Genomic DNA, 23,907 nt, shown 5'->3' on the forward strand with positions numbered 1-23,907 from the left:
CGTTCCCGACGGTAGAACTCTCCGTGCGGCCCGAACGGGCAGCGACAGCAACGCAGCTGTGCGGGTAAGGAGCGTGGACGTCAATGACCGCTGAGGAACGCCAGCGCGCCATCGTCGGCGCGGCACGGCGGGCCGGCTCCGTCGAAGTGGGCGCCCTCGCCGAGGAACTCGGCGTCGCCAAGGAGACCGTACGCCGCGATCTGCGCGCCCTGGAGGCCCACGGACTGCTGCGCCGCACCCACGGCGGCGCCTACCCGGTCGAGAGCGCGGGCTTCGAGACCACGCTCGCCTTCCGCTCCACCATGCACGTCCCCGAGAAGCGGCGCATCGCGGCCGCCGCCGCCGAACTCACCGGCGAGGCGGAGACGATCTTCATCGACGAGGGCTACACCCCCCAGCTCATCGCCGAATCCCTGCCCAGGGACCGCACCCTGACCATCGTCACCGCCTCCCTGGCGATCGCCGGCACCCTCGCCACCGTGCCCGGCTTCAACGTCCTGCTGCTGGGCGGCCGGGTGCGCGGCGGGACCCTGGCCACCGTCGACCACTGGACCACCCGGATGCTGTCCGGCTTCGTCATCGACCTGGCGTTCATCGGCGCCAACGGCATCTCCCGCGAGCACGGCCTCACCACCCCCGATCCGGCCGTCAGCGAAGTCAAGCAGCAGGCCGTACGCGCCTCCCGGCGCCGGGTGTTCGCCGGCGTGCACACCAAGTTCGGTGCCGCCAGCTTCTGCCGCTTCGCCTCCGTCACCGATCTGGATGTGATCGTCACCAGCAACAGCCTCTCCACCGCCGAGGCCCACCGCTACACCCTCCAGGGCCCGCAGGTCATCCGCGTCTGAACCACGAGAACCCCGCTCTCTTCTTCGCACACCCCCGCGGGCGGTGCAATGCCGCACGCCCGGAATCACCAGGAGTACCGACCATGCGCCGCAGTCAGAGCCGACGCGCCATCCGTACCGCCGCCGCCGTCACGGTGGCCGGGGCCCTCCTCGCCTCCTGCGCCGGAGCCGGAGGAGGCTCCGGCTCGGGCGACGGTGACAGCATCAACGTCCTGATGGTCAACAACCCGCAGATGACGCAGCTGCAACGCCTCACCGCGGACCACTTCACCAAGGACACCGGGATCAAGGTGAACTTCACCGTCCTCCCGGAGAACGAGGTCCGCGACAAGATCAGCCAGGACTTCGCCAACCAGGCCGGCCAGTACGACGTCGCCACCATCAGCAACTACGAGACCTCGATCTACGCCCGCAACGGCTGGCTCCACGAGCTGGACCCGTACCTGCGCGACGACGAGGCCTACGACGTCCAGGACATCCTCACCCCCATCCAGCTGTCGCTGACCGGTGAGGACGGCAAGCTCTACGCCCAGCCGTTCTACGGTGAGTCCTCCTTCCTGATGTACCGCACCGATGTCTTCGAGGAGCACGGGCTGACCATGCCCGAGCAGCCCACCTGGACCGAGGTCGCCGAACTCGCCGCCGAGGTGGACGCGGCCGAGTCCGGCATGAAGGGCATCTGCCTGCGCGGCCTGCCCGGTTGGGGCGAGGTCATCGCCCCGCTCACCTCCGTCGTCAACACCTTCGGCGGCACCTGGTTCACCGAGGACTGGGAAGCCCAGCTGGATTCGCCCGAGTTCACCGAGGCCACCCAGTTCTACGTCGACCTGGTGCGCGAGCACGGCCAGTCCGGCGCCGCCCAGGCCGGCTACGCCGAGTGCCTGAACAACATGGTCCAGGGCAACACCGCCATGTGGTACGACGCCACCGCCGGCGCCGGCTCCCTGGAGGCGGACGACTCCCCGGTGGCCGGCAACATCGGCTACGTGCCCGCCCCCGTCGAGCAGACCGACTCCTCCGGCTGGCTGTACACCTGGGCCTGGGGCGTTCAGGCGGCCTCCCAGAAGGCCGACACCGCCTGGGAGTTCATCTCCTGGGCCTCCAGCAAGGAGTACGAGGAGCTCGTCGGTGAGACCCTCGGCTGGTCCAACGTCCCGGCCGGCAAGCGCGCCTCCACCTACGAGAACGCGGACTACCAGGAGCACGCCGCCGCCTTCTACCAGGTGACCCACGACGCCATCGCCGCGGCCGACCCGATCAACCCCGGTGTCCAGCCCCGCCCGGTCCCCGGCATCCAGTTCGTGACCATCCCCGAGTTCGCCGACCTGGGCACCAAGGTCTCCCAGGAGATCAGCTCCGCGATCGCCGGCCGGCAGACCGTTGAGCAGGCCCTCGCCAAGTCCCAGACCCTGGCCGACGCAGTGGCCGAGGAGTACCGCAACCGATGACCACGCCGACCGCTACGGCGGCGACGCCTTCGCCCGGGGCTTCCTCCCGGGCGAAGGCGTGGGCCCTCCGCGCCCCGCTGCTGCCCGCCCTCATCTTCATGATCGTGGTCACCCAGCTGCCCTTCGTGGCGACCCTGGTGATCTCGCTCTTCGACTGGAACGCCCTCTACCCCGACGACCGTTCCTTCAACGGCTTCGGCAACTTCTCGACCGTGCTGTCCGACGACGCGCTGCGGTCCTCGGTCGTCACCACGGCCGTGCTCACCGCGTCCGTCGTGCTCATCAGTCTCGTGCTCGGCCTCGCCATCGCCCTGCTGCTGGACCGCAAGTTCCGCGGCCGGGGCCTGGTGCGCACCATGATGATCACCCCCTTCCTGCTGGTGCCGGTGGCCGCCGCCCTGATGTGGAAGCACGTCCTGTACAACCCGGAGTACGGCCTGCTCAACGGCATGCTGGTGTGGCTCGGCGACCTGCTGGGCTTCACCCCGCCGCAGCCCGACTGGATCTCCGAGATGCCGCTGCCGGCGGTCGCGGTGTCGCTGATCTGGCAGTGGACCCCGTTCATGACGCTGATCCTGCTGGCGGGCCTGCAGAGCCGCCCGCTGGAGCAGTACGAGGCGGCCCGGCTCGACGGCGCGGACAACTGGCAGATCTTCCGCCACCTGACGCTGCCGCACCTGCGGCGCTACCTGGAACTGGGAGCGCTGCTCGGCTCCATCTACATCGTGCAGAACTTCGACGCGGTGTACACCATCACCCGGGGCGGCCTGGACACGGCCAACCTGCCGTTCGCGATCTACCAGGAGTTCTACCAGGCGCAGGAGTACGGGGTGGCCTCGGCGGCCGGTGTGCTGGTGGTCATCGGCTCCCTGATCATCGCCATGTTCGCCCTGCGCGTGGTGTCCTCGCTCTTCCGCGAGGAGGGAAGCCGAGCATGAGCACGACCACAACCCCGACCACAGCCACTCCGCCGGCCAAGACGCCCCCGCCGGCCCGCAAGCCGGCCACCGGCACCCCGCGCCGCCCCCGGCGGGTGTTGTCGGCGATCCCGGCGTTCCTCGCCTGGTTCGCCGGCCTGGTCTTCTTCCTCCCCGTGGCCTGGATGGTGCTCACCTCCTTCCACGCGGAGTCGGACGCCGCCAGCAACCCGCCGGCCCTGACCGCGCCGCTGACCCTGGACAGCTACCGGGAGTTCTTCAGCTCGGACGGCGCCAGCCCCTGGCCGCCGCTGATCAACTCGCTCACCGCGTCGCTCTCCTCCACGCTGCTGGTGCTGCTGCTGGCGCTGCCCGCCGCGTACGCGCTGTCCATCCGCCCCGTGAAGGGGTGGCGGGACGCGATGTTCTTCTTCCTGTCCACGAAGATGCTGCCGGCCATCGCGGGTCTGCTGCCGCTGTACCTGTTCGCCAAGAACACCGGTCTGCTGGACAACATCTGGCTGCTCGTCCTGCTGTACACCTCGATGAACCTGCCGATCGCGGTGTGGATGCTCCAGTCCTTCCTGGCCGAGGTGCCGCCCTCGCTCATCGAGGCGGCGCAGATCGACGGCGCGAAGCTGCCGGTCATCCTCTTCCGGGTGGTGGGGCCCGTCGTGGCGCCCGGCATCGCCGCCACCTCGCTGATCTGCTTCATCTTCAGCTGGAACGAGATGCTGTTCGCCAAGGTGCTCACCGGTGTCATGGCCGAGACCGCGCCGGTGTTCCTGACCAGCTTCATCACCAGCCAGGGCCTGTTCCTGGCCCAGGTGTCCGCCGCGTCCCTCGCCATCTCCCTGCCGGTGCTCGCCGCCGGCTTCGCCGCCCAGGACAAGCTGGTCCAGGGCCTGTCGCTAGGAGCAGTCAAGTGAAAGCCGCACTCATCGAGTCCGTGGGCAAGGTCTCCCTGACCACCGTTCCCGACCCCACCCCGGGGCCGCGCGATGTGGTGGTGGAGGTCGCTGCCTGCGGGTTGTGCGGCACCGATCTGCACATTCTCCAGGGCGAGTTCGCCCCGACGCTGCCGATCGTCCCGGGCCACGAGTTCGCGGGCGAGGTCGTCGGCATCGGCAAGGACGTCACCGAGGTCGCCATCGGCGACCGGGTGGCGGTCGATCCGTCGCTGTACTGCTACGAGTGCCGCTTCTGCCGCAACGGCCACGCCAACATGTGCGAGCGCTGGGGCGCCATCGGCGTGTCGGTGCCGGGCGGGGCCGCCGAGTACGCGGTCGCGCCGGTCGCCAACTGCGTCAAGCTGCCCGAGCACGTCAGCACCCAGGACGCGGCGCTCATCGAGCCGCTGTCCTGCGCGGTGCGCGGCTACGACGTGATGAACTCCGTGCTCGGCGCGCGCGTGCTCATCTACGGCTCGGGCACCATGGGCCTGATGATGCTGGAGCTCGCCAAGCGCACCGGCGCCAGCGGCGTGGACATCGTCGACATCAACCCCGAGCGCCTGGCCACCGCCCGCACCCTGGGCGTCAGCGCGGCGGCCGGCTCGGCGGACGAGCTGGACCGGCCGCAGGGCTGGGAGATCGTCATCGACGCCACCGGCAACGCCGCCGCCATCCAGGACGGCCTGGGCCGGGTCGCGAAGGCTGGCACGTTCCTCCAGTTCGGCGTCGCCGACTACGCGACCACGGCCACCATCGAGCCGTACAAGATCTACAACCAGGAGATCACCATCACCGGCTCCATGGCGGTGCTGCACAGCTACGAGCGGGCCGCCGACCTGTTCGCCAGCGGCATCCTGGACCCGCAGATCTTCATCAGCGACCGCCTCCCGCTGGACCAGTACCCGCAGGCGCTGGACCAGTTCGCGAAGGGCGTCGGCCGCAAGATCGTGGTCACCCCGTAACGCGCTGGACGCTCACGCATGGAGCCGCGCCTCTCGACGATGGAGAGGCGCGGCTCCGCGCGTTTGACTGGCCGGCATGGCAATCCTGGCGGCGGCCCTGCTGGCCGCGACCCTGTTGACGGCCGCCTGCGCGGCGGGCGTGTTCTTCGCCTTCTCGGTGGCGGTGATGCCCGGCCTGAACGCCGTGGACCCCGCGCACTCGGTCACGGCGATGCAGAGCGTCAACGAACGCATCCTCAACCCGCTCTTCCTCGGGGCCTTCGTCGGCGTGCCGCTGCTGGCGGCGGGCGGCGGCGTCGTGCTGCTGCTCCTGGGGGAACGGGGTGCCGCGCTCGCGCTGTTCGCGGCGGCGGGGACGTACGTGCTGGGCGTGTTCGCCCCCACCGCGGTGGTCAACGTCCCGCTGAACGACGTTCTGGCGGCGGCCGGTATGCCCGAATCGGCCGAGCACGCCGCGCGGCTGTGGGCCGGTTACGCACCGCGCTGGACCTCCTGGAACACGGTGCGCGCCTCCTTCGGCGCGCTCACCGTCCTGCTGACGGCGCTCGCCCTGTACCTGTGGGCCCGCGGCCGGGCGGCGGGGTAGAGATATTGACCTGGAGCGTTGTCCGCTCGGTTGATCGAGGGCTTGCCTTCCGGGTGCGGTGGCCGCGGTGGTGGTGGGAGGTGTGCCAGGGTTTGGGGGCGCCCGTTGTCCGAGGCAGAGGGCTGTTGGCAGGCCCATGCGTCGAGGAGAGAAGCGCGCTGGCGGCTACCGTCCGGGCGTTTCGACCGCCAGGGCGTCAAGTTGGGTGGCGACTCTCTGGAGCAGTTCCATCAACACCGTGTACTGCTCGGGCGAGAGACACTCCATCATCCGAACTCTCAGCGCTCCGGTCTGCTCGGAAATCCGCTGGTGCGCCCGTCGGCCCTCGCCGGTCAGTGTCACAGCCCCGTCGTCGGCCGTGGATGTCCAGCCACGCTCGGCAAGCCGGTCGACGACGGGGCGCGTGGTCGGCTTGTCGGGAGAGAGGAACGCGGCCATGGTGTCGTCGAGTTCGGCGACGGTGATCGGGCCGTACGAGAGGGTGTTCAGCACCTGCCACCCCCGCCGGTTCAGGCCGTCCCTGGCGAGCAGCCGGCTCATGTTCTCCTCGATCGCCCCGTCGATGTGCTTCAGCCAGTAGCCGAACGGCCGCTGCTCGCGGACGTTGGGCTGCTGGGGCAGGCTGGTCATACAGTCCCTCCAATGCATGTCCTTTGACAACTGTTGTAATCTAGCATGTATGTCGAAGAGGGAACAGGACAAGGCGGTCGCCGCCGTCGAACGGGCCATGGTGGCGATCCGCCGCAGCCAGACCCGCCGGTCACTGGGGCGGCTGGCACCACCCGATGGCGGCAGGCCGATCGACCCCACGCTGTTCAGCGTGCTGGATGTCATCGAGGGCCGTGACACACCGTGCTCCGTCACGGACGTCGCCACCGCGCTGGGCGTCGACCAGCCGAGGGCGAGCCGACTGGTGCTCCGCGCCGTCGGGGAAGGATTGCTGGAGCGCAGGACCGACCCGTCCGATGCCCGGCGCACGCTGATCACCCTGACCGGCTCCGGGCAGGAACAACTCGACCGCACACACCGGTTCCGGCAGGAGGTCTTCGCGCGGGTGATGGCGGACTGGCCCGACGCCGACCGGACCGAGTTCGCCCGGCTCCTCACCACATTCGTGACCTCGTTCGCCCAGATGACCCCCGACGCCGGCTGAGCCCACGGCGCGCGGCGGGTGGAGCCGAGGGCGCGGCTCGGAAGGACCCGTGCCGTCACCCTTCGGGGCGCGGACGCCCGGCCGATGAGTACCGTGAGGGGGTGCGGGTGGAGTTCGAAGTACTGGGGCCGGTCATGGCACGGGACGCGGACAGCGGGCGTCCGATCGCCCTCAAGGGGCCACGGCACCGCGCCGTCCTCGCCCGGCTGATCGCCGCCCGCCGCCGCGTCGTCCCCGTCCCCCGCCTGGCGGCCGACCTGTGGGAGGACGACGCGCCGCCGCCCGGCGCCGTACCGGCCCTGCGGACCTTCGTGGCCGCCCTGCGCCGTGCCCTGGAACCGGACCGGCCGCCCCGTGCCCCCGCCCGGCTGCTGATCACCGAGGGCCCTGGGTACGCGCTGCGCACCGGCCCCGACACCGTCGACGCCTGGCGCTTCGAGACGGCGCTCACCGACGCCACCACCCCGGCGGCCCTGGACACCGCCCTCGCGCTGTGGCACGGCCCGGCGTACGCGGACTTCCCCGAGGCGTCCTGGGCCCGTACCGAACGCTCCCGCCTGGGCGAACTGCGGTTGCAGGCCGTGGAACGCCGAGCCCGGCTGCTGCTGGACCGGGGCCGCGCGGCCGAGGCCGTCCCCGACCTGGACGCGCACGTCACTGAACACCCCTGGCGCGAGGACGGCTGGCGGCTGCTGGCCCTGGCCCTCTACCGCGCCGGCCGCCAGGGCGAAGCGCTGGCCGTGCTGCGCCGGGCCCGCGCGCTGCTGGTCGAGCAACTGGGGGTGGACCCCGGGCCCGCGCTGCGCCGCCTGGAGGCGGACATCCTGGCCCAGGCCGGGCACCTGGAGGGCACGGCGGGCGGGGTGGAGCAGGTGTGGGAACGCACGGCCGCCGCCTACGACCGCGCGGTGGGCGGCGGCTCCCGGGTCCGGCTGGAGTCGACGGTGGGGCTGCTGCGCGAGCTGGCGGTCACCGGGGGCGGCGGCCTGGAGGCCGCCCGTGATCAGCGGACGGCCGCCGTCGCGGCGGCGGAGGAGCTGGGCGACCCCGAACTGACGGCGCGGGTGATCGGCGCGTACGACGTCCCCGCGATCTGGACCCGCGTCGATGACCCGGAGCACGCCGCACGGGTGGTGGCCTCCGCCGAGCGCACCCTGGCCGCCCTGCCGCCGGACGCGCACCCGGCGGCGCGGGCCCGGCTGCTGGCCACCGTCGCCGTCGAGTCGCGCGGAACACGGTCGGCACGGGGCCCGCGGGCCGCGGGGGAGGCGGTGCGGCTGGCGCGCGAGCTGGGCGACGCGCCGCTGCTGGCGTTCACGCTGAACGGCCTGTTCATGCAGAGCTGCCGGGGGTCGGGGCTCGCCGGCCGGCGGGAGGAGATCGGCGCCGAGCTGGTGACGCTGGGCGAACGCCACGCGTTGCCCAGCTACGGGATCCTCGGCCGGCTGATCCGCCTGCAGGCGCGGTGCGCCCGGGCCGACTTCGCCGGGGCGGACGCCCAGGCGGCGGCGGCCGAACGGCTCGCCGAACGCTACGACCGGCCGCTGGTCGGGGTGTTCACGCAGTGGTACGGGGCGCTGAGGCTCGCCGAGACCGGCACCGTACCCCAGGCGGAGGCGGCGTACCGGGCGGCGGCCGACGGGCTGCCCGACGCCGGAATGCCGGGCCTGGCGGCGGGCTTGCTGCCGCTGGCCCTCCTGGGCCTGCGGATGCGGCACGGCCTTCCCCTGGAGCCGGAGCCGGATCCGGAGGAGGGGCCGGAGGCGGCGGCGCCCGGCGCGGCGTACCGGGCGGCGGACTGGGGCCCGTACGCACCGTGGACCCGCCCGCTGCTCCTGCTGGCCCGCAACCGCCGCGCCGAGGCCGCCGCCGCGCTGCGTACCCTCCCACCACCCCCCTACGACCTGCTGTACGAGGCGATGTGGTGCCTGACGGCGAGGGCCGCCGCACTGCTGGGGGACCGGGAGACGCTGGCCCGGGCCCGGGCCGAACTCGCCCCCGCCGCCGGCGAACTGGCCGGCGCGGGCAGCGGTCTGCTGACCCTGGGCCCGGTCGCCGACTACCTCTGAGCGGCCCGGACGTCCCCGCCCCCGGCCCCGTCCCGCGCCCGCCGGGCCGCCGCCCGTGCCGCCCGCCGCGCGTACGGCCCGTCTCCGCGGCCGCGGCTCCCCTTCAGCCCCGGCACAGCGCCTCACCGTTGAGGACCGCGAACCAGCCGTCCGCCGCGCGGCCCCACTCCCGCCAGGACTGCGCGATCCGCTCCAGCCCGGCGCGGGTGGCGTACCCGCCCTCCACCGCGCGGTCGGCGTAGGCGGAGGCGACGGTACGTTCCGCCCACAGGCCGCTCCACCAGGAGCGTTCGGCCTCGGTGGCGAAGGTCCACACCGTGGCGGAGGACCGTACGTCCGTGAAGCCGGCCCGGCGCGCCCAGGACAGCAGGCGGCGTCCGGCGTCCGGTTCGCCGCCGTTGGCCCGGGCCACCTTCCGGTACAGCGTCAGCCACTCCTCCAGGCCCGGCACCCGCGGATACCAGGTCATGGCCGCGTAGTCGGCGTCCCGCACCGCCACCACCCCGCCCGGGCGGGTCACGCGGCGCATCTCGCGCAGGGCCGTGACCGGGTCGGCGAGGTGTTGCAGCACCTGGTGCGCGTGCACGACGTCGAACCCGTCGTCGGGGAACTCCAGGGCCAGCGCGTCGCCGGTGGCGAAGCGGATGTTGGCGGTGCCGCGCCGCTGGGCGGCGGCCCTCGCCTGGTCCAGTACGCCGGGTTCCGCGTCCAGCGCCACCACCTCGCCGCCGTCCCCGGCGACCCGGTCCGCCAGGTCGGCGCTGATGGTTCCCGGCCCGCAGCCCACATCGAGCAGCCGCCGGCCGGGCCGCAGCTCGGGCAGCAGATAGCCGGCGGAGTTCTCGGCGGTGCGCCAGCGGTGCGAGCGCAGGACGGAGTCGTGGTGGCCATGGGTGTACGTCGCGTCGTTCGCCATGCCGGCCAGTCTGCTCGTTGTCTCGGATAGTGGTCCATATCCGTCCGGAATATGGACGCACTGGGGGTGGGGTCACCGTGACGGCTCACCGGGATTGCCGTATGGGGCGACCTCGCCCTGTATGGAGACAGCACCCGGGAGGCCCCGTATGACCGAACCGCATGCCCCCGCCCAGCAGGCCCCGCGCCCGCTGGGCGAACGCCGCACCTGGCCGCGCAGCTTCATGGACCGGCTCACCAGCCCCCGCCCCGGGCTCACAGCCCTGCTGCGCGCCGCCCGGCAGAACGGCGGGCTGCGGCCGGGCCAGGACACCCTGCGGCAGACCGCCGAGCTGCCGTTCGCCCCGGCGCCGCTGCCGGAGGCGGAGGCCGGGGCGCTCGCCGTCACCTGGGTCGGCCACGCCAGCTGGGTGATCCGTGTCGGCGGCCTCACCGTGCTCACCGACCCCGTGTGGTCCCGCAAGATCCTCGGCACCCCGGCCCGGGTCACCCCGCCCGGGGTGGCCTGGGACGACCTGCCGCCCGTCGACGCCGTCGTCATCTCCCACAACCACTACGACCACCTCGACGCCCCGACCCTCAAACGGCTGCCGCGCGCCACCCCGCTGTTCGTCCCGGCCGGTCTCGCCCCCTGGTGCCGGCGCCGCGGCTTCATCCGGGTCACCGAGCTGGACTGGTGGGAGGCCGCCGAACTGCCCGCGCCGGACGGCCGGACCGCCGCCGTACGGTTCGACTTCGTGCCCGCCCACCACTGGTCGCGGCGCGGTGTGGCCGACACCTGCCGCACGCTGTGGGGCGGCTGGGTGCTCACCGCCCGCTCGGGGCGGCGGGTGTACTTCGCCGGGGACACCGGCTACGGCCACTGGTTCACCGAGATCGGCGCCCGCTACCCGGGCATCGATCTGGCGCTGCTCCCGATCGGGGCGTACGCGCCCCGCCGGCTCCAGCAGCAGGTGCACACCGACCCCGAGGAGGCCGTCGCCGCCTGCCAGGACGTCGGCGCGACCCGGATGGCCCCGATGCACTGGAGCACGTTCCTGCTGTCCACCGAGCCTCCGCTGGAACCCCTGGACCGGGTACGCACGGCCTGGGAGGCAGCCGGGCGGCCCCGCCAGGATCTGTGGGACCTGCCGATCGGCGCCTCCCGGGTCCTGGAGGACGGCGCCCGCGAGGCCCGCGGCTTCTAGGTACGGGCACGGGTGCCCGGCGGGGCGCAGTGGGGGAGGAGCCGCAGCGCCTCGTGCGAGGGCGAGCCGGGTTCGGTGACCGCCAGGACCAGGAGCTGGTCCTCCTCCTGCGGGATCGCCAGGCTCTGCTGGGTCACGGTGAGCGAGCCGACCAGCGGGTGCCGCATCTCATAGCTGGCCAGCTCGCACGGACCGACGCCGTGGTCGTTCCACATCGCCGAGAATGCGTGGCTCTTGACGGTGAGTTCGCCGACGAGGGAGGCGAGCAGCGGGTCATCGGGGTACCGTCCGGCCACCATGCGCAGATTGCGGACCACCGCCCTGGCCTTGGCGGGCCAGTCCGCGTACAGCGCGCGGGTGTGCGGGTCGGTGAAGATCAGCCGCGCGAGATTGGGCCGCCCGGCCGGGTTCCCCGGGGCGTCGCGGTCCAGATGGCCGGCGAACAGGGCGTGGCCCAGCCCGTTCCAGGCCAGGACGTCGGCCCGCCGCCCGCTGACCAGCGCCGGGACCGCCTCCAGGGTGGCGAGCAGGGCGAGCGTGGCGGGACCGGCGTGCTCGGGGGGCGGACGGTGTGCGGTACGGCCCCGGGCAGGCCGCTTGGCGGCCTCGGCGAGATCGTGCAGATGGCGCCGTTCCGCCGCGCTCAGCCGCAGCGCACGGGCCAGGGCGTCCAGCACTTCGGGGGAGGCACCCACCGACTGCCCCTGCTCAAGACGCGTGTAGTACGAGGCGCTCACCCCGGCGAGCAGGGCGAGTTCCTCGCGGCGCAGTCCGGTCACCCGTCGCCGGCCCCCGTAGTCCCGCAGGCCGACATCCGCCGGGCGCAGCCGGGAACGCCGGGTGTGGAGAAAGTCGCCGAGCCGACCGCGTTCGCTCGCACTCATGCCTCCCAGTGTGCCCGGTCGGACCGGCGTCAGCCTGACCCTGGCAGGGGTACGCAGCACAGGGTGTGGCCCGCCCCGGCGCGCCCGGTGAGGGTGGTCGGTATGAACTCCCCTGACGACACGGACCCGATGGACCGTACGGACCACACAGGTCGCACCCACCGCACGGATCACCTGGAGCTGGGCGGCGTCGGCATCACCCGGGTGACGGAGTACGCCGGCCCGCTCGGGATGACGCCCGCCACCTTCCTCGCCACCGACTCGGAGGAGACCTGGCACGCCAACTCCTCCTGGCTCGCGCCCGACTTCTTCGACCCGGACACCGGCACCGTGAACGCGGTCGTCCAGACGTGGGTGGTGCGCAGCGAAGGCAGGACCATCCTCGTCGACACGGGCGCGGGCAACGGCAAGGAGCGCCCGTACTCACCGGTCTGGAGCCACCTGCGGACCGACTTCCTGGAGCGCCTGGCGCGGGCCGGCGTCACACCCGAGGATGTCGACCTCGTCGTCAACACCCATCTGCACGTGGACCACGTCGGCTGGAACACCCGCCTGGAGGACCGGGAATGGGTCCCCACCTTCCCCAACGCCACCTATCTGATCGCCAAGGACGACTTCGACTTCTGGAACCCGGAGAACAACCACCGCACGGCACTGGGACGCGGCAACCAGAACGTCTTCGAGGACAGCGTCGCCCCCGTCCACCGCGCCGGACAGGTGCGGTTGTGGGAGGGCAGCCACCGTATCGACAGCCGGCTGCGTCTGGACCTCGCGCCGGGGCACACACCCGGCTCCTGTGTGCTCACCCTGGAGAGCGGCACGGACCGGGCGGTGTTCGTCGGTGACCTGCTGCACAGCCCCGTACAGATACTGGAACCGGACCACAACAGCTGCTTCTGCGAGGACCCCGTTCGCGCCCGGGCCACCCGGCGCCGCGTCCTGGGCTGGGCGGCCGACCAGCGGGCACTGGTCGTACCGGCGCATCTGGGCGGCCACGGCGCGGCGCAGGTCGAGCGGAACGGCCCCGGGTTCGCCATCAGGGAATGGGCGCCGTTCGCATGACCATCACCGCACCCTTCACTCCCCCCGCTGCCTCCGTCCCCACCTCCACCCGCACCGTGCGGACCGACCGGGGAGCGGTCACCGGCATCCGGTACGAGGACGGCACGGCCGTCTTCCACGGCATCCCGTACGCGGCGCCCCCGGCCGACAGCGGGCGCTTCGCCCCACCACGTCCGCACGCCCCGTGGACGGGTGACCGGGACGCCACCGTCCCCGGGCCGACCGCTCCCCAGTCCGAACGGAACCTGGGCGCCATCGACATGGCACCGTTCTTCGGCCCCGGCTGGGTCCGCGGCGAGGACTACCTCACCCTGACCATCCGGTCCCCCGCCCCATCGGCCGGCCGGCGCCTGCCGGTGCTGGTCTTCGTGCACGGCGGCGGTCTGGTGGCCGGCTCGACGCGGGGCGGGCTGTACGACGGGGCCGCGTTCGCCCGCGACGGCGTCGTGCTGGTCACGGTGAACTACCGGCTGGGCATTCCCGGTTTCCTCCACCTGCCCGGCGCGCCGCCCAACCGGGGACTCCTGGACGTCATCGCCGCGCTGCGCTGGGTACAGCAGAACATCGCCGGATTCGGCGGCGACCCGGACCGCGTCACGCTGGGCGGCCAGTCGGCCGGCGGCACGCTGGTCGGGGCCGTCATCGCCGCGCCCGAGTCGGTAGGGCTGCTGCGCCGTGCGATCATCCAAAGCGGCAGCGGACTGGGGGCGTTCACTCCGGAACAGGCCGGGCGGGTCACCCGTGCGGCGGTCGGCGCGCTGGGCGTGGCCCCGCGCGCCGACGCCTTCGACGCGGTCCCCGACGACCGGCTGGTGGCCGTCGCGGCCGGGCTCGGCGGTCTCGACCTGCGTACGGCGACCGCCTACGACCCGCTGCAAGGGCTCAGCCCCTTCGGCGTGGTCCTGGCGGAGCAGCCCGCGCACACGGTCGCCGCCGGGCGGGGCGCGGACCTCGACCTGCTCCTGGGCACCAACGCGGAGGAGGGCAACCTCTACCTGGTCCCCTCCGGCGCGTACGCCGCCTCGACCGACGCCGACGTCCGGGCGGTGGCCGCCCGTGCCCACCCCGATCCGGACGCGCTGGTGGCGGCGTACCGCGCGGCGCGCCCGCAGGCAGGGCCCGCCGAACTGCGCTCCGCCCTTCTGGGAGACGCCCTGTTCGGCGCCGGAACCCGTGCCCTGACCCGGGCGCACGCCGCGCACCGCGCCGGGGCGACGTACAGCTACCTCTTCGAGTGGCGCTCGCACGCCCTGGACGGGGCCCTCGGTGCCGCCCACGCCACGGAGCTGCCCTTCGTCTTCGGCCTCGGCCGCGCGCTGCTGCGCGGACCGCGCGCACTGCTCGGGACCCGGCCGCCGCCCGCCGATCTGGCCGGCCGGACGCACGGGTCCTGGGTGCGTTTCGTCCGTACCGGCGATCCCGGCTGGCGCCCGTACACCCGGGATCACCCGAACACGATGCGCATCGGAGCGCGCTGGATCGAACAGGAGGACGTACGCGGGGCGGAACGGCGAGCCTGGGAGCTGACGCCCTGAGGCACTGAGGCCCCGGCGTCGCCGTCGGACCCGCCGCGGGGCCGGGGAAGCTTCCCCGGTCCCGGCCCCACCACGGCCGGGACGGCGCGGGCCCCGGTGACAGAGCGCTTCCGCACTGCCTGGAAGGCCGCAACGCCCGCTGGGGGCTCGTGCTCGACCGCGCCCACGAGCCCGACACCGTCACCTGGCCACCGCCCACGCACCGCGCGAAGCGAGGACCTAATCCCTGACCTTGAGGAAGCGCATCCGGGTTGCGCCATTGCTGTCGGTGCCGCCGGCCTCGGCGCTGGAAATGTTGCCGCCGGTGAGGACGAACATCAGGTGCAGGCGAACCGTCCGGGGGCCGGAGGCGACCGTGTACTCGGTCATGATGTGCGTGGTTCCGCCCTGCTGCTCCTGCCTCGCCGCGTTGATCGCCGCGATCTGGGTGAAGCTCGTCAGGAGGGTGTCCGTGGTCTCGTCCCTGAGCCAGCCGATGATGTAGCCGCTGCCGCCGGTGGCGGAACCGAGCGCGTACCGTACATCGCTGTCGATGTGGTACACCCCGGCTTCCGGGAGCACGATGTCGGACTCGGGGATCGGCACGTCGGTGCCTGCCCGGGCCAGCAGGTCGGCGTGCTGCCTCTCGGCGTTGAGGAACGCGCTCACCGGCGTGAGGCGGGCGCCGACCTCCCACCTCTCGGGGCAGCCGGGCGTCCCGGTGACGTCGATGTCCACCGACCGTTCGCTGCCGCTGTTGCCGCCGGGAGCGATACCCGTCACGTCGATCCGCGGCACGAGCAGCCCACCGGTCGTGTTCCGCGCGGCGTTGCACGGGGACGGGTCCAGAGCAGGCGTGTCGGGCACGTACAGACATCCGTCGCTGCCCCGGGTGATGGCGTTGCCCCGGTCGGTGGAGAGGCACGGAGGGCGGACGGGTGCGCATCCGTCACCGCAGGAGGTGACCGGGAGGACCGGCGGGACCGCGGCGTAGGGAGTCGAACCGTCGAGGGTGTCGGTCGTGCAGGTGACCGCGCCGTCGCAGTTGCGGCATGTCGTACGGAGGAACGTCCTGCCGCAGCCCGGGGCGGACGCCTCGACGGTGAGGACCAAGCTGTCGACGGTCCACTGCTTTGGTCCGACTCGGCAGGTGTCGTCGTTGCCTGTTTCCAGGTTGAGCTCGACGACGATCTTTCCCGCGAGGACGTCCGCGAGGGACACGGTGGTCGGCGGGATGACGCCGTTGTCGTCACCACCCGCCGGCAGATCGGGTGGGCCCAGGAGATCGGTGCGGATCGGGGTTGTGCCGTTCCACAGGGCGAAGCGGCCGTAGAGCCGGCAGGCCGTGCTCCCGCCGTCGTTGCGGACATGGACGGAGGCGCTGATCGTGACGCTGGTGGGGTTGCCGCGCAGTGACGCGGGGTCGATGTGCACGACGCCGGCGAGCCAGGTGTGCTGGCCGTTGTGTGTCCCGTCGTCGGCCGGGAACGTGCCCGTGCCGCTGTTCAGGATGGTCTGAGCGACGACAGGGTCCAGTGCGGCATGGGTGTTGGCGATGGTGTAGTACGGCGTCGGGTCGGTGCTGATCGCGGTCGCTGGGACCCGGTACGGCGCGGAGTCGCGCAGTGGAGTCGTCTCGCAGTGCTCGCGCGGCTTGGAGTCGGGGCAAGAGACGGGGGGACAGGCCGGTTTGGAGGGCTGACAGCCGCCGATGGCGATGGGGGACTGCCCGCAGCCGCATCCACTCATGGGTCAACTCCTGTGGTGAAGTGGGGTGGTGGCCGTGGCCGTGGCCGCGTGCGCCATGCCGCCTTGGCGCGGTGGGGCACGAGGGAGTGGTGTGCCGGCTCGTCGGCCGAAACGGATGAAAGCCGAGCTGAGCGGGCGTGTTGAGGGATACCGGTGGACCTGAGACCGGCCGCGCCACCGGGGAGCGGAAGAAGACCGCCTGGCGGACCGCTCGCCATGACGTCGATTGTCATCCGGCTACGTGTTCCTGCGGCCGGTCATGTCCTGGGGAGGGGAAACAGAAGCGGCGATGTCAGCCCCTGGTTCGCGTTTCCGCTACTGGTACTGGTACTGGTACTGGTACTGGTATTGGGGCAAACCGCGTTGGGCGCTCGGACGAAGGAATGCCTGAAGCTCAGTCACGTGTCTTCTTCGGTGCCGTCCCTACTGTACTGTCCGGTGATCTGTCAGGCATTACCCCGTTAGGGTGGCTGAATTCACCGCTAAGGTGGCATAGCGCCGACATTTCTGTCGGCGTGCAAGCTGTGAGCGGATGGCCGACCGGGCCCCGCCTCCCGGGATCTCCACGCCGAAGCAGCAAGGGGCGACCCGAGGCTTCCAGGTCCAGCAGGACCCTTGCCTTTCCGTTCCGTGGTGGGTGCGGCGGTAGGTCGCCGGCAGCCGGTCGGGCCTGCCCTGCTTCGCCCAGCAGCAGCCGGCGGTGGGGCTGATCCCCAACGGCCCCGTCACGACCGCCGAACCCGGCGAACCTCCATGCTCCCTGCACGATCGACCCGAGCACGGAGTGGTCGCACGATCGGCCGGACAAGTCCCGGGGGGTACCTCCCGGCGTCAGCCGGGGAAGACGCGGTCCGCGCCACGAGGATCCGGAAGAGACGGCTCAGGGCCGCGTCCCCGTCGCGCGGCGCCACAGGGGTGGGGTGACCGCGAAGAGCAGGGCCAGCACCACCGCCGCCAGCACCCCCTGCCAGGCGTGCGGAAACAGGGCCCCGCCCACTGTCCCGATCAGCTGGTACGTCGCCGTCCACGCCAGCGCCGCCGGGAGGCAGCCACGCATGTACGCGGCCAGCGGCATCCGTGCCAGCAGCGCCGCCAGCATCACCGGGATGCGGCCCGCCGGCACCAGCCGGGACACCACCAGCACCACCGTGCCGCGCTCCGCCAGCTGCCGCTGGGCGCGGCGCACCGCGCCCGGCGCCGCCTGTTCCCGCAGGCGCCCCAGCCAGCGTGAGCCGCCCCGGCCCAGCGCGTACAGCAGCACGTCCCCGCTGAACGCCGCCAGGGACGCCGCCGCGAACACCAGGGCGGAGAAGACCACCGGATCGCTGTGGTGGAACGCCACCGCGGCGGCCGAACTGACCAGCGCGCCCGTCGGCACGACCGGTATGAGCGACCCCACCAGCACCAGCAGGAACAGCGACGGCAGCCCGATCGCCTGCTCCGTGCCCTCCTGCGCCACCACCCCCGGCGTCGCCGCCAGCGGAACCAGCGGGGACCACGACGTCAGGGAGGACAGCGGCGTCAGCGAGGGCAGTGCGGCGGCGTGGCTCACCCGGCGACCGCCGGCCCGGCCGACAGCCGTACCCGCTCCCCGTGCCCCAGCCGGTGCACCCGCACCTCCGGCGCAAGGCGCGCCGCGTGCCGGACGAACTCGTCCCCCGGCGCGTGGAACTCGTGCGGCCGCACAGCCGACAGCCCCAGCGGCCAGAACGTCCCGTAGTGCACCGGCACCGCGTCCCGGGGCCGCAGCCGGGCCAGCGCCAGCGCCGCCCGCTCCGCGTTCAGATGTCCGTGGCCAAGACCGGGGCCCCAGCCCCCCACCGGCAGCAGCGCGGTGTCCACCGGACCCGTCTCCCGCGCCATCTGGTCGAACAGCCCGGTGTCACCGGCGTAGTACGTACGCGACGCGCCCTCCACCACGTAGCCGAGCGCCGAGACCCGGCGCGGCCCCACCGGCAGCCGCCGCCCGTCGTGCGCCGCCGGCACCGCCCGGATCGTGACCGGGCCGAACGGCAGCGACTCGCCGGGCGTCATCTCGTACACCGGCAGCCGCGCCGCCAGCCGCCGCAGCCCCGGCACCGCCCGCACCGCGCCGCGCGGCAGCACCAGCGGGGTGCCGTACGGCAGCCGCGCCAGTGACCGCAGATGCAGATGATCCGCGTGCAGGTGAGAGATCAGCACCACATCGGCCGCCAGCACCCCGGCCGTCGGCAGTGCCCCGCGCCGCCGCCACAGATGGGCGCAGCGCCGGGTCACCAGCGGATCGGTCAGCACCGCGACGCCGGAGTCCCGGATGGTGGCGGTGGCGTGGCCCCACCAGATGATCTCCACCGGCACCAGGAACTCCTCTCACCCGTCCGGACGTAGTTCCGTTACCGGAAGCCTACGTGTGTTTGCCCGGTGACGTCCGTCCGGTGCACACGCACCGGCCGGGCAGGATGGACGGGACGAAAGCGGCGTGAGTGACATCGGAGAAGGCGGCGACACCAGTGACAGGGAGGGCCGGACGGTGGCAGGGGTGAGAAGCGGCGGTGCGGCGCTGCTGCGCGTGCTCGTGGTGTGGGGCGTCAGCGCCGCCACCATGGTGGTGCTCGCCGTGATCCTGCCCGACTTCCGGCTCCAGTCCCCGGACGGCGACAGCCTCACCCGGGTCGCCGCCACCGCCCTGCTCGGTGCCGGTGCCTTCGGGATCCTGTCCGCCCTGGTGTGGCCCTGGCTGGTGCGCACCCTGCTGCTGGTGCCCGCGCTCGCCCTGGCCTGCCTGGTCTTCCTGCTCAACGGCTCCCTGCTGCTGTTCGCGCTCAGCCTGATCCCGTACGGGCGCGGCGAGGCCAGCCCGCAGACGGCCGTGATCGTGGCCGCCGTCATGTCGCTGACCTCCTCCGCCACGAGCACCTGGCTCGCGGTCCGCGACCAGGGCGCGCAGCGCCGCCGGCTGCACCGGATGGCGCCGTGGGGGCACCCGGCCGGCGGCTGGGGAAGGGCGCGCGCCGCCGGCCCCGACGCGGCGGGGGTGCCGCGGCCCGCCGGCACCGTTTTCCTTCAGCTCGACGGCATCGGGCACGCGCTGCTGCGCGAGGCGATCGCCGGTGACCGCCCGCTGATGCCGTCCGTCGCCGCGCTGTGCGGCACCAGCCACCGGCTCACCCGCTGGCGCACCGACTGGTCGAGCCAGACCGGCGCCTCCCAGCTGGGCATCCTGCACGGCAGCAACGAGGACGTGCCGGCCTTCCGCTGGTACGAGAAGGAGCGCGGCGAGGTCATCGTCAGCAACCGGCCCTCCAGCGCGGCCGAGCTCCAGCGCCGCGCCGCCGCCCGCGCGGGGCATCCCGGGCTGCTCGCGGCGGACGGGGCCAGCCGCGGCAATCTGTTCACCGGCGGCGCCGGGCAGGCCGCGCTGGTGGTGTCCATCGCCGTCCGCCGCGGCAAGGGCGAGCGTTCGCGGGCCGGGTACTTCGCGTACTTCTCCGACCCGGCGCACGCCGCCCGCACCGTGCTGTCCTTCGCCGCCGAGCTGGTCCGGGAGATCTTCCAGTCGGTACGCGCCCGGCTGCGCGGGGTCACCCCCCGGGTGGGGCGCGGCGGCCTCTACCCGATGATCCGGGCGTTCGCCACCGTCGTCGAGCGGGATGTGGTCACCGCGTCCGTCGTCGGGGACATCCTGACCGGCCGCACGGCGGTCTACGCGGATCTCGTGGCGTACGACGAGGTGGCGCACCACTCCGGGCCGCGCTCGCCCGACGTACGGCAGGTGCTGCGCCGCCTGGACGACTGCGTGGCCACGATCGGGCAGGCCATCGCGTACGCGCCGCGTCCGTACCATCTGGTGCTGCTCTCCGACCACGGGCAGAGTCAGGGCGAGCCGTTCGAGGCGGCGTACGGGCACTCGCTGGAGGAGCTGGTACGGATCGGCTGCGGCCGGCCGCTGGCGGGGGAGCCGCGGCGGGCGCGGCACAAGCGGCGCGAGCGGCGGGCGGAGAGCGGTGCCGAGGCGCGGGCGGTGGCGCGGTCCGCGCTGCACCGTCCCGAGGAGCCGCCGGAGCCCCCCGAGCCCGTTCCCGGTGCGGCGGCCGGTCCCGAGGAGGAGCGGCGGCGGGCGCCGGTGGTGCTGGGTTCCGGCAACCTGGGCCTGGTGTCCTTCCCGGAGATCCCCGGGCGGGCGACGCGCTCCGAGATCGCGTCCCGCTATCCGGCGCTGCTGTCGACGCTGGCCGAGCATCCGGGGATCGGCTTCGTACTCGTGCGCGACCAGCGGTACGGGGCGGTGGTACTGGGCGGGGGCGGCGGCGAACACCGGCTGGTCAGCGGGGAGATCATCGGGCCCGACCCGCTGGCACCGTTCGGGGCGGGCGCGGCGGAAGCGGTGCTGCGGACCGACCGGTTCCCGCACACCGCCGATCTGATGATCAATTCGTCGGTCGACCCGGTCTCCGGCTCCATCCACGCCTTCGAGGACCAGGTCGGGTCGCACGGCGGCCTCGGCGGCGAGCAGAGCCACGCGTTCCTGCTCTCTCCGCACGCCCTGTCCGACCCGTTGTCCGGAGAGGGGGAGGTGGCGGGCGGCGGCGAGCTCGTCGGTGCCGAGTCGGTGCACCGGGTGCTGCGCCGCTGGCTGGCGGAGTCGGCGCAGCTGTCCGGTCGGACCGACGCGCCGTCACCCGCGTGACGGGGCCCGGTCAACGCGGCGCACGCCGGGCCGTTCCTCCCCCGATCGGACCGGGCCGGGCACTAGGGTGGCCATCGCCGTGAAGGAACCGCACCGGGTGAAGGGAGCGCGCCGATGGCGCCGCAGCCGCTGACCGAGCTGGAGATCGCCGAGACGCTGAGCGGACTGCCCGGCTGGCGGGCGGAGAACGACCACTTGGTGCGCTCGTACACGCTGCCGGGCCACCCGGCAGCGGTCGCCCTGCTGGTCCACATCTCGGTGGCCCAGGAGGAGCTGAACCACCATGCCGAACTGACGCTGGTCTACAACCGCCTCGGCGTGGCGCTCAACACCCACAGCGTGGGCGGCAAGGTCACCGAGCTGGACGCGCAACTGGCCCGCCGGATCGAGGAGATCGCGGCGGGCCACGCTGCGGACTGAGGCCCCTGGGGGCAGCCTCCGTTACGGCATCAGCACGGTGTCGATCAGGTAGACCGTGGCGTTGGCCGTCTGCACATTGCCGCAGACCACGGCCGCCTCGTCATTGACGGTGAAGGACTCGCCCGAGCCGGTGGTGGTGACCGTGCCGCCCTGGAGCGTCTCGAAGGAGCCGTCTTCCAGCTGCTCGGGCGACAGCCGCTCGCCCACCACGTGGTAGGTGAGGATCCCGGTCAGCATGTCCTGGTCGGCCAGCACCGCGTTCAGGTCCTCCTCGGGGATCGCGGCGAAGGCGTCGTTGACGGGGGCGAAGACGGTGATGCCGTCCGCGTCGTTCAGGGTGTCCACCAGCCCGGCCGCATCCACCGCGCTCACCAGGGTGGTCAGCGCCTCGTTGTTGCCCGCCGCCGTGGCCACCGGGTCCAGCGCCATGCCGTCGAAGCTGCCGGGGCCCTCGGCCGGGGTGGCGGCACACGCCGCGCCGAACGTCTGTGCGGCGGCACCGGTCTCCTCCTGCGCCGAGTCGTCGGCGCCGGTGTCCTCACCCTCGTCCATGCCGCCACCCGTGGTGCCCTCGGTGCTCTCCGAGGAGCCCTGGTCGCCGCTGGAGCCGTTGTCGTCGGAGGAGCAGGCCGCCAGGCTCAGCGGCAGCACGGCGGCGGCGGTGACGGCGATGGTGGCGCGGCGGATTCGGTTGATACGCATGGGAAACGCTCCTTGAGAGTTGAGAGATGTCGGGATGACAAAAGTCGGGGGGAGGGGCGGGACGGGGCCGTCCGGCCGGGTGCCGCGGGTCAGTTCACGTTGACCACCACCGCATGCCGTCCGGTCGCGCCGTCGGGAACCGTGCCGACCCGGTCGGCGGTCTGGGTGGAGCCGGACCGGTCGGTGGCCCGTACCTCCAGGGAGTGCCGGCCCGGGGTGGCGTCCCACATCCACACCCACTGCCGCCAGGTGTCCACGCTGTCCTCCTCGGCGAGTTCGGCGTCCGACCAGGCTCCGCCGTCCACCCGCACCTCCACCCGGTCGATGCCGGTGCGCTGGGCCCAGGCCACACCCGCCACCGCGACCCGCCCGGCGGGCAGGGTGTCCAGGCCGCGCGGGGTGTCGATGCGGGACATGGTCTTGATGGGCGCCTCACGGGCCCAGCCCCGCTGCACCCAGTAGGGGTCGTACTCCTCGAAGGTGGTCAGCTCCAGCTCCGTCAGCCATTTGCAGGCGGAGACGTAGCCGTACAGGCCCGGTACCACCATGCGCACCGGGAAGCCGTTGACGAACGGCAGCGGTTCGCCGTTCATGCCGACCGCCAGCAGCGCGTCGCGGCCGTCCATCACCGCCTCCACCGGGGAGCCCAGCGTCATGCCCTCCACCGACCGGGCGATCAGCTGATCGGCCGGGCCGCCCCGGGACGGCGGGCGTACCCCCGCCTCGGCGAGCAGTTCGGCCAGCCGCACCCCGATCCAGGAGGCGTTGCCGGTGTACCGGCCGCCCACCGGATTGGAGACGCAGGTGAGCGTGATGCGGCGCTCGACCAGTTCCCGTTCCAGCAGATCGGCGAACCCCAGCTCCAGCGGCCGGGTGACGCCCTTGCCGCGCACGGTCAGCCGCCAGCTCTCCGCGTCCACCCGGGGCACGGTCAGAGCCGTGTCGATCCGGTAGAAGTCGCGGTTGGGGGTGATCAGCGGGCCCAGTCCCGGCACCCGCAGTTCGGCGCCGGTTGGGACGGTGCCCGCCCGGGAGGCGGGGGCGGGCAGGCTCAGCGCCGTACGGGAGGCCGCGGCACGAGCGCGCCCTGCCGCGTTCAGCCGCCGTCCCAGCAGGCCGGCTCCGGCGGACGCCGCGGCCACCGTGGTCGCCGCCACGACGAACCGCCGCCGTTCGAAGCCGGTCAGCACCCGTGCCGGCGCCTCGCCCTCCCGCTCCGACAGCCCTGGTGGGCCCGGCACCATCCGCAGGCTCGGGCCCACCAGGAGGTACAGCACCGTGGCCCCCGCGACCGCCCCCGCCAGCGAGGGGAGCGCGTCGGGCCCGGCGCCCTCGGGCCGGCCGGCCGCCACGACGGCGCCGAACAGCCCGAAGCCCAGTACGGCGAGCGCAGCGGCGCGGCGGAACCGCAGCGCCAGGACGCCCACCGTCACCGCGAACAGTCCGAGCAGGAGAAGGATGCCGAGCTGCAGCACCAGCTTGTCATTGGTGCCGAAGTTCTCGATCGCCCAGTCCTTGACCGGGGCCGGGGTGCGGTCGATGACCGCCCCGCCGACCGCGTTGACCGGCCGGGCCTCCTCACGGACCGCGGCGGCGGCCAGTTCCGCCACCGCCAGCGACGTGCCGGCGGCCAGCAGCCCGCACAGGGCTCCGGCCCCGGCCGGCGGAAGGATCTCCCGCAGCCGGGCCCGGCCCGTCATCGCGCTTGTTGTCCGCTCGTTGCTCACATCCCCCATTCGGTGCGACCGGGCGGACGGATGGGTCGCGAGCGCGAAAAAGAAAAGTCTCACCCCGCAGAGTGAAGACCGGAGACCGCGACCCATCCGCGGGCCGACCGGCTCCGAATGTCAGGCGACAAGTGCGCCGAACGCGGTT

At 73.0% G+C, this 23,907-nt stretch carries 21 protein-coding genes; 13 read left to right on the forward strand and 8 right to left on the reverse strand.

The annotated features are described in order from the left end of the window. The first annotated feature begins 83 nt into the window (after positions 1-83). The 6 genes from SXIM_RS23895 (at position 84) to SXIM_RS23920 (ending at position 5,711) form a co-directional block, all read left to right on the forward strand. Positions 84-845: a DeoR/GlpR family DNA-binding transcription regulator gene (locus tag SXIM_RS23895; RefSeq protein ID WP_030730950.1), complete on the forward strand. Its 762-nt coding sequence runs from the start codon at positions 84-86 to the stop codon at positions 843-845. 83 nt (positions 846-928) lie between these two features. Next, a complete protein-coding gene (locus SXIM_RS23900) occupies positions 929-2,293 on the forward strand; it encodes an ABC transporter substrate-binding protein (protein ID WP_030730952.1) in 1,365 nt (454 codons plus the stop codon). Beyond that, on the forward strand, positions 2,290-3,231 hold the full coding sequence (locus SXIM_RS23905; RefSeq protein WP_030730954.1) for a carbohydrate ABC transporter permease: 942 nt from the start codon (positions 2,290-2,292) through the stop codon (positions 3,229-3,231). The genes SXIM_RS23900 and SXIM_RS23905 overlap by 4 nt, the downstream gene beginning before the upstream one ends. Beyond that, positions 3,228-4,139, forward strand: coding sequence for a carbohydrate ABC transporter permease (locus SXIM_RS23910; RefSeq protein WP_030730957.1), 912 nt, complete (start codon positions 3,228-3,230; stop codon positions 4,137-4,139). Before SXIM_RS23905 ends, SXIM_RS23910 begins: the two co-directional genes overlap by 4 nt. After that, a complete protein-coding gene (locus tag SXIM_RS23915; protein ID WP_030730960.1) occupies positions 4,136-5,125 on the forward strand; it encodes a zinc-dependent alcohol dehydrogenase family protein in 990 nt (329 codons plus the stop codon). Before SXIM_RS23910 ends, SXIM_RS23915 begins: the two co-directional genes overlap by 4 nt. Before the next feature lie 76 nt (positions 5,126-5,201). Next, positions 5,202-5,711 carry an anthrone oxygenase family protein gene (locus SXIM_RS23920; protein ID WP_046725095.1) on the forward strand — a complete coding sequence of 170 codons (510 nt, stop codon included), beginning with the start codon at positions 5,202-5,204 and terminating at the stop codon, positions 5,709-5,711. A gap of 165 nt (positions 5,712-5,876) precedes the next feature. Here the strand turns inward: SXIM_RS23920 and SXIM_RS23925 are convergent, their stop codons facing one another. After that, positions 5,877-6,341: a MarR family winged helix-turn-helix transcriptional regulator gene (locus tag SXIM_RS23925; RefSeq protein WP_046725096.1), complete on the reverse strand. Its 465-nt coding sequence runs from the start codon at positions 6,339-6,341 to the stop codon at positions 5,877-5,879. A gap of 49 nt (positions 6,342-6,390) precedes the next feature. Here SXIM_RS23925 and SXIM_RS23930 point away from each other — a divergent pair, with 49 nt between their 5' ends. Beyond that, positions 6,391-6,864 carry a MarR family winged helix-turn-helix transcriptional regulator gene (locus tag SXIM_RS23930; RefSeq protein ID WP_030730969.1) on the forward strand — a complete coding sequence of 158 codons (474 nt, stop codon included), beginning with the start codon at positions 6,391-6,393 and terminating at the stop codon, positions 6,862-6,864. A gap of 101 nt (positions 6,865-6,965) precedes the next feature. After that, positions 6,966-8,933, forward strand: a complete 1,968-nt coding sequence (locus SXIM_RS23935) for an AfsR/SARP family transcriptional regulator (RefSeq protein ID WP_046725097.1) — start codon at positions 6,966-6,968, stop codon at positions 8,931-8,933. Positions 8,934-9,036: 103 nt separating this feature from the next. On the opposite strand, the gene SXIM_RS23940 is transcribed toward SXIM_RS23935, so the two are convergent. Then, the gene (locus tag SXIM_RS23940; RefSeq protein ID WP_046725098.1) at positions 9,037-9,849 is read right to left on the reverse strand and encodes a methyltransferase domain-containing protein; all 813 of its coding nucleotides are present in this window, start codon (positions 9,847-9,849) and stop codon (positions 9,037-9,039) included. 148 nt (positions 9,850-9,997) lie between these two features. Between SXIM_RS23940 and SXIM_RS23945 the strand changes: the two genes are divergently transcribed. Beyond that, positions 9,998-11,035 carry an MBL fold metallo-hydrolase gene (locus SXIM_RS23945; RefSeq protein WP_030730977.1) on the forward strand — a complete coding sequence of 346 codons (1,038 nt, stop codon included), beginning with the start codon at positions 9,998-10,000 and terminating at the stop codon, positions 11,033-11,035. Here the strand turns inward: SXIM_RS23945 and SXIM_RS23950 are convergent. Next, complete coding sequence (locus SXIM_RS23950; protein ID WP_030730979.1) at positions 11,032-11,919, reverse strand: helix-turn-helix domain-containing protein; 888 nt, start codon at positions 11,917-11,919, stop codon at positions 11,032-11,034. The genes SXIM_RS23945 and SXIM_RS23950 overlap by 4 nt on opposite strands. 129 nt (positions 11,920-12,048) lie before the next feature. Between SXIM_RS23950 and SXIM_RS23955 the strand changes: the two genes are divergently transcribed. Both SXIM_RS23955 and SXIM_RS23960 read left to right on the forward strand, forming a co-directional pair. Further along, a complete protein-coding gene (locus SXIM_RS23955; protein WP_046725876.1) occupies positions 12,049-12,981 on the forward strand; it encodes an MBL fold metallo-hydrolase in 933 nt (310 codons plus the stop codon). Continuing rightward, complete coding sequence (locus SXIM_RS23960) at positions 12,978-14,516, forward strand: carboxylesterase/lipase family protein (RefSeq protein WP_046725100.1); 1,539 nt, start codon at positions 12,978-12,980, stop codon at positions 14,514-14,516. Before SXIM_RS23955 ends, SXIM_RS23960 begins: the two co-directional genes overlap by 4 nt. A 219-nt stretch (positions 14,517-14,735) precedes the next feature. Here the strand turns inward: SXIM_RS23960 and SXIM_RS23965 are convergent, their stop codons facing one another. The 3 genes from SXIM_RS23965 to SXIM_RS23980 form a co-directional block, all read right to left on the reverse strand. Continuing rightward, on the reverse strand, positions 14,736-16,244 hold the full coding sequence (locus SXIM_RS23965) for a hypothetical protein (protein WP_046725101.1): 1,509 nt from the start codon (positions 16,242-16,244) through the stop codon (positions 14,736-14,738). Positions 16,245-17,124: 880 nt separating this feature from the next. Then, positions 17,125-17,724 carry a DedA family protein gene (locus SXIM_RS23975; RefSeq protein ID WP_030731003.1) on the reverse strand — a complete coding sequence of 200 codons (600 nt, stop codon included), beginning with the start codon at positions 17,722-17,724 and terminating at the stop codon, positions 17,125-17,127. Between the two features lie 68 nt (positions 17,725-17,792). Then, a complete protein-coding gene (locus SXIM_RS23980) occupies positions 17,793-18,581 on the reverse strand; it encodes an MBL fold metallo-hydrolase (protein ID WP_174864338.1) in 789 nt (262 codons plus the stop codon). Between the two features lie 244 nt (positions 18,582-18,825). Here SXIM_RS23980 and SXIM_RS23985 point away from each other — a divergent pair, with 244 nt between their 5' ends. Beyond that, the gene (locus tag SXIM_RS23985; RefSeq protein WP_234306859.1) at positions 18,826-20,910 is read left to right on the forward strand and encodes an alkaline phosphatase family protein; all 2,085 of its coding nucleotides are present in this window, start codon (positions 18,826-18,828) and stop codon (positions 20,908-20,910) included. A 114-nt stretch (positions 20,911-21,024) separates the two neighbouring features. Then, a complete protein-coding gene (locus tag SXIM_RS23990) occupies positions 21,025-21,330 on the forward strand; it encodes a 4a-hydroxytetrahydrobiopterin dehydratase (protein ID WP_030731011.1) in 306 nt (101 codons plus the stop codon). A 21-nt stretch (positions 21,331-21,351) separates the two neighbouring features. Here SXIM_RS23990 and SXIM_RS23995 read toward each other — a convergent pair whose 3' ends face one another. Both SXIM_RS23995 and SXIM_RS24000 read right to left on the reverse strand, forming a co-directional pair. Then, positions 21,352-22,032 carry a fasciclin domain-containing protein gene (locus tag SXIM_RS23995; RefSeq protein ID WP_107073956.1) on the reverse strand — a complete coding sequence of 227 codons (681 nt, stop codon included), beginning with the start codon at positions 22,030-22,032 and terminating at the stop codon, positions 21,352-21,354. Positions 22,033-22,121: 89 nt separating this feature from the next. Further along, positions 22,122-23,732 (reverse strand): molybdopterin-dependent oxidoreductase, encoded by a 1,611-nt coding sequence (locus SXIM_RS24000; RefSeq protein WP_046725102.1) that lies wholly within the window; start codon positions 23,730-23,732, stop codon positions 22,122-22,124. Positions 23,733-23,907 lie beyond the last annotated feature (175 nt).

Source organism: Streptomyces xiamenensis, from assembly GCF_000993785.3.
Taxonomy (GTDB): Bacteria; Actinomycetota; Actinomycetes; order Streptomycetales; family Streptomycetaceae; genus Streptomyces; species Streptomyces xiamenensis.

Coding starts and splice junctions, on each gene's coding strand:
- SXIM_RS23895 (WP_030730950.1), top strand. CDS start 84: ATGACCGCTGAGGAACGCCAGCGCGCCATCGTCGGCGCGGCACGGCGG.
- SXIM_RS23900 (WP_030730952.1), top strand. CDS start 929: ATGCGCCGCAGTCAGAGCCGACGCGCCATCCGTACCGCCGCCGCCGTC.
- SXIM_RS23905 (WP_030730954.1), top strand. CDS start 2,290: ATGACCACGCCGACCGCTACGGCGGCGACGCCTTCGCCCGGGGCTTCC.
- SXIM_RS23910 (WP_030730957.1), top strand. CDS start 3,228: ATGAGCACGACCACAACCCCGACCACAGCCACTCCGCCGGCCAAGACG.
- SXIM_RS23920 (WP_046725095.1), top strand. CDS start 5,202: ATGGCAATCCTGGCGGCGGCCCTGCTGGCCGCGACCCTGTTGACGGCC.
- SXIM_RS23925 (WP_046725096.1), bottom strand. CDS start 6,341: ATGACCAGCCTGCCCCAGCAGCCCAACGTCCGCGAGCAGCGGCCGTTC.
- SXIM_RS23930 (WP_030730969.1), top strand. CDS start 6,391: ATGTCGAAGAGGGAACAGGACAAGGCGGTCGCCGCCGTCGAACGGGCC.
- SXIM_RS23940 (WP_046725098.1), bottom strand. CDS start 9,849: ATGGCGAACGACGCGACGTACACCCATGGCCACCACGACTCCGTCCTG.
- SXIM_RS23945 (WP_030730977.1), top strand. CDS start 9,998: ATGACCGAACCGCATGCCCCCGCCCAGCAGGCCCCGCGCCCGCTGGGC.
- SXIM_RS23950 (WP_030730979.1), bottom strand. CDS start 11,919: ATGAGTGCGAGCGAACGCGGTCGGCTCGGCGACTTTCTCCACACCCGG.
- SXIM_RS23955 (WP_046725876.1), top strand. CDS start 12,049: ATGGACCGTACGGACCACACAGGTCGCACCCACCGCACGGATCACCTG.
- SXIM_RS23960 (WP_046725100.1), top strand. CDS start 12,978: ATGACCATCACCGCACCCTTCACTCCCCCCGCTGCCTCCGTCCCCACC.
- SXIM_RS23965 (WP_046725101.1), bottom strand. CDS start 16,244: ATGAGTGGATGCGGCTGCGGGCAGTCCCCCATCGCCATCGGCGGCTGT.
- SXIM_RS23985 (WP_234306859.1), top strand. CDS start 18,826: ATGGTGGTGCTCGCCGTGATCCTGCCCGACTTCCGGCTCCAGTCCCCG.
- SXIM_RS23990 (WP_030731011.1), top strand. CDS start 21,025: ATGGCGCCGCAGCCGCTGACCGAGCTGGAGATCGCCGAGACGCTGAGC.
- SXIM_RS23995 (WP_107073956.1), bottom strand. CDS start 22,032: ATGCGTATCAACCGAATCCGCCGCGCCACCATCGCCGTCACCGCCGCC.
- SXIM_RS24000 (WP_046725102.1), bottom strand. CDS start 23,732: ATGACGGGCCGGGCCCGGCTGCGGGAGATCCTTCCGCCGGCCGGGGCC.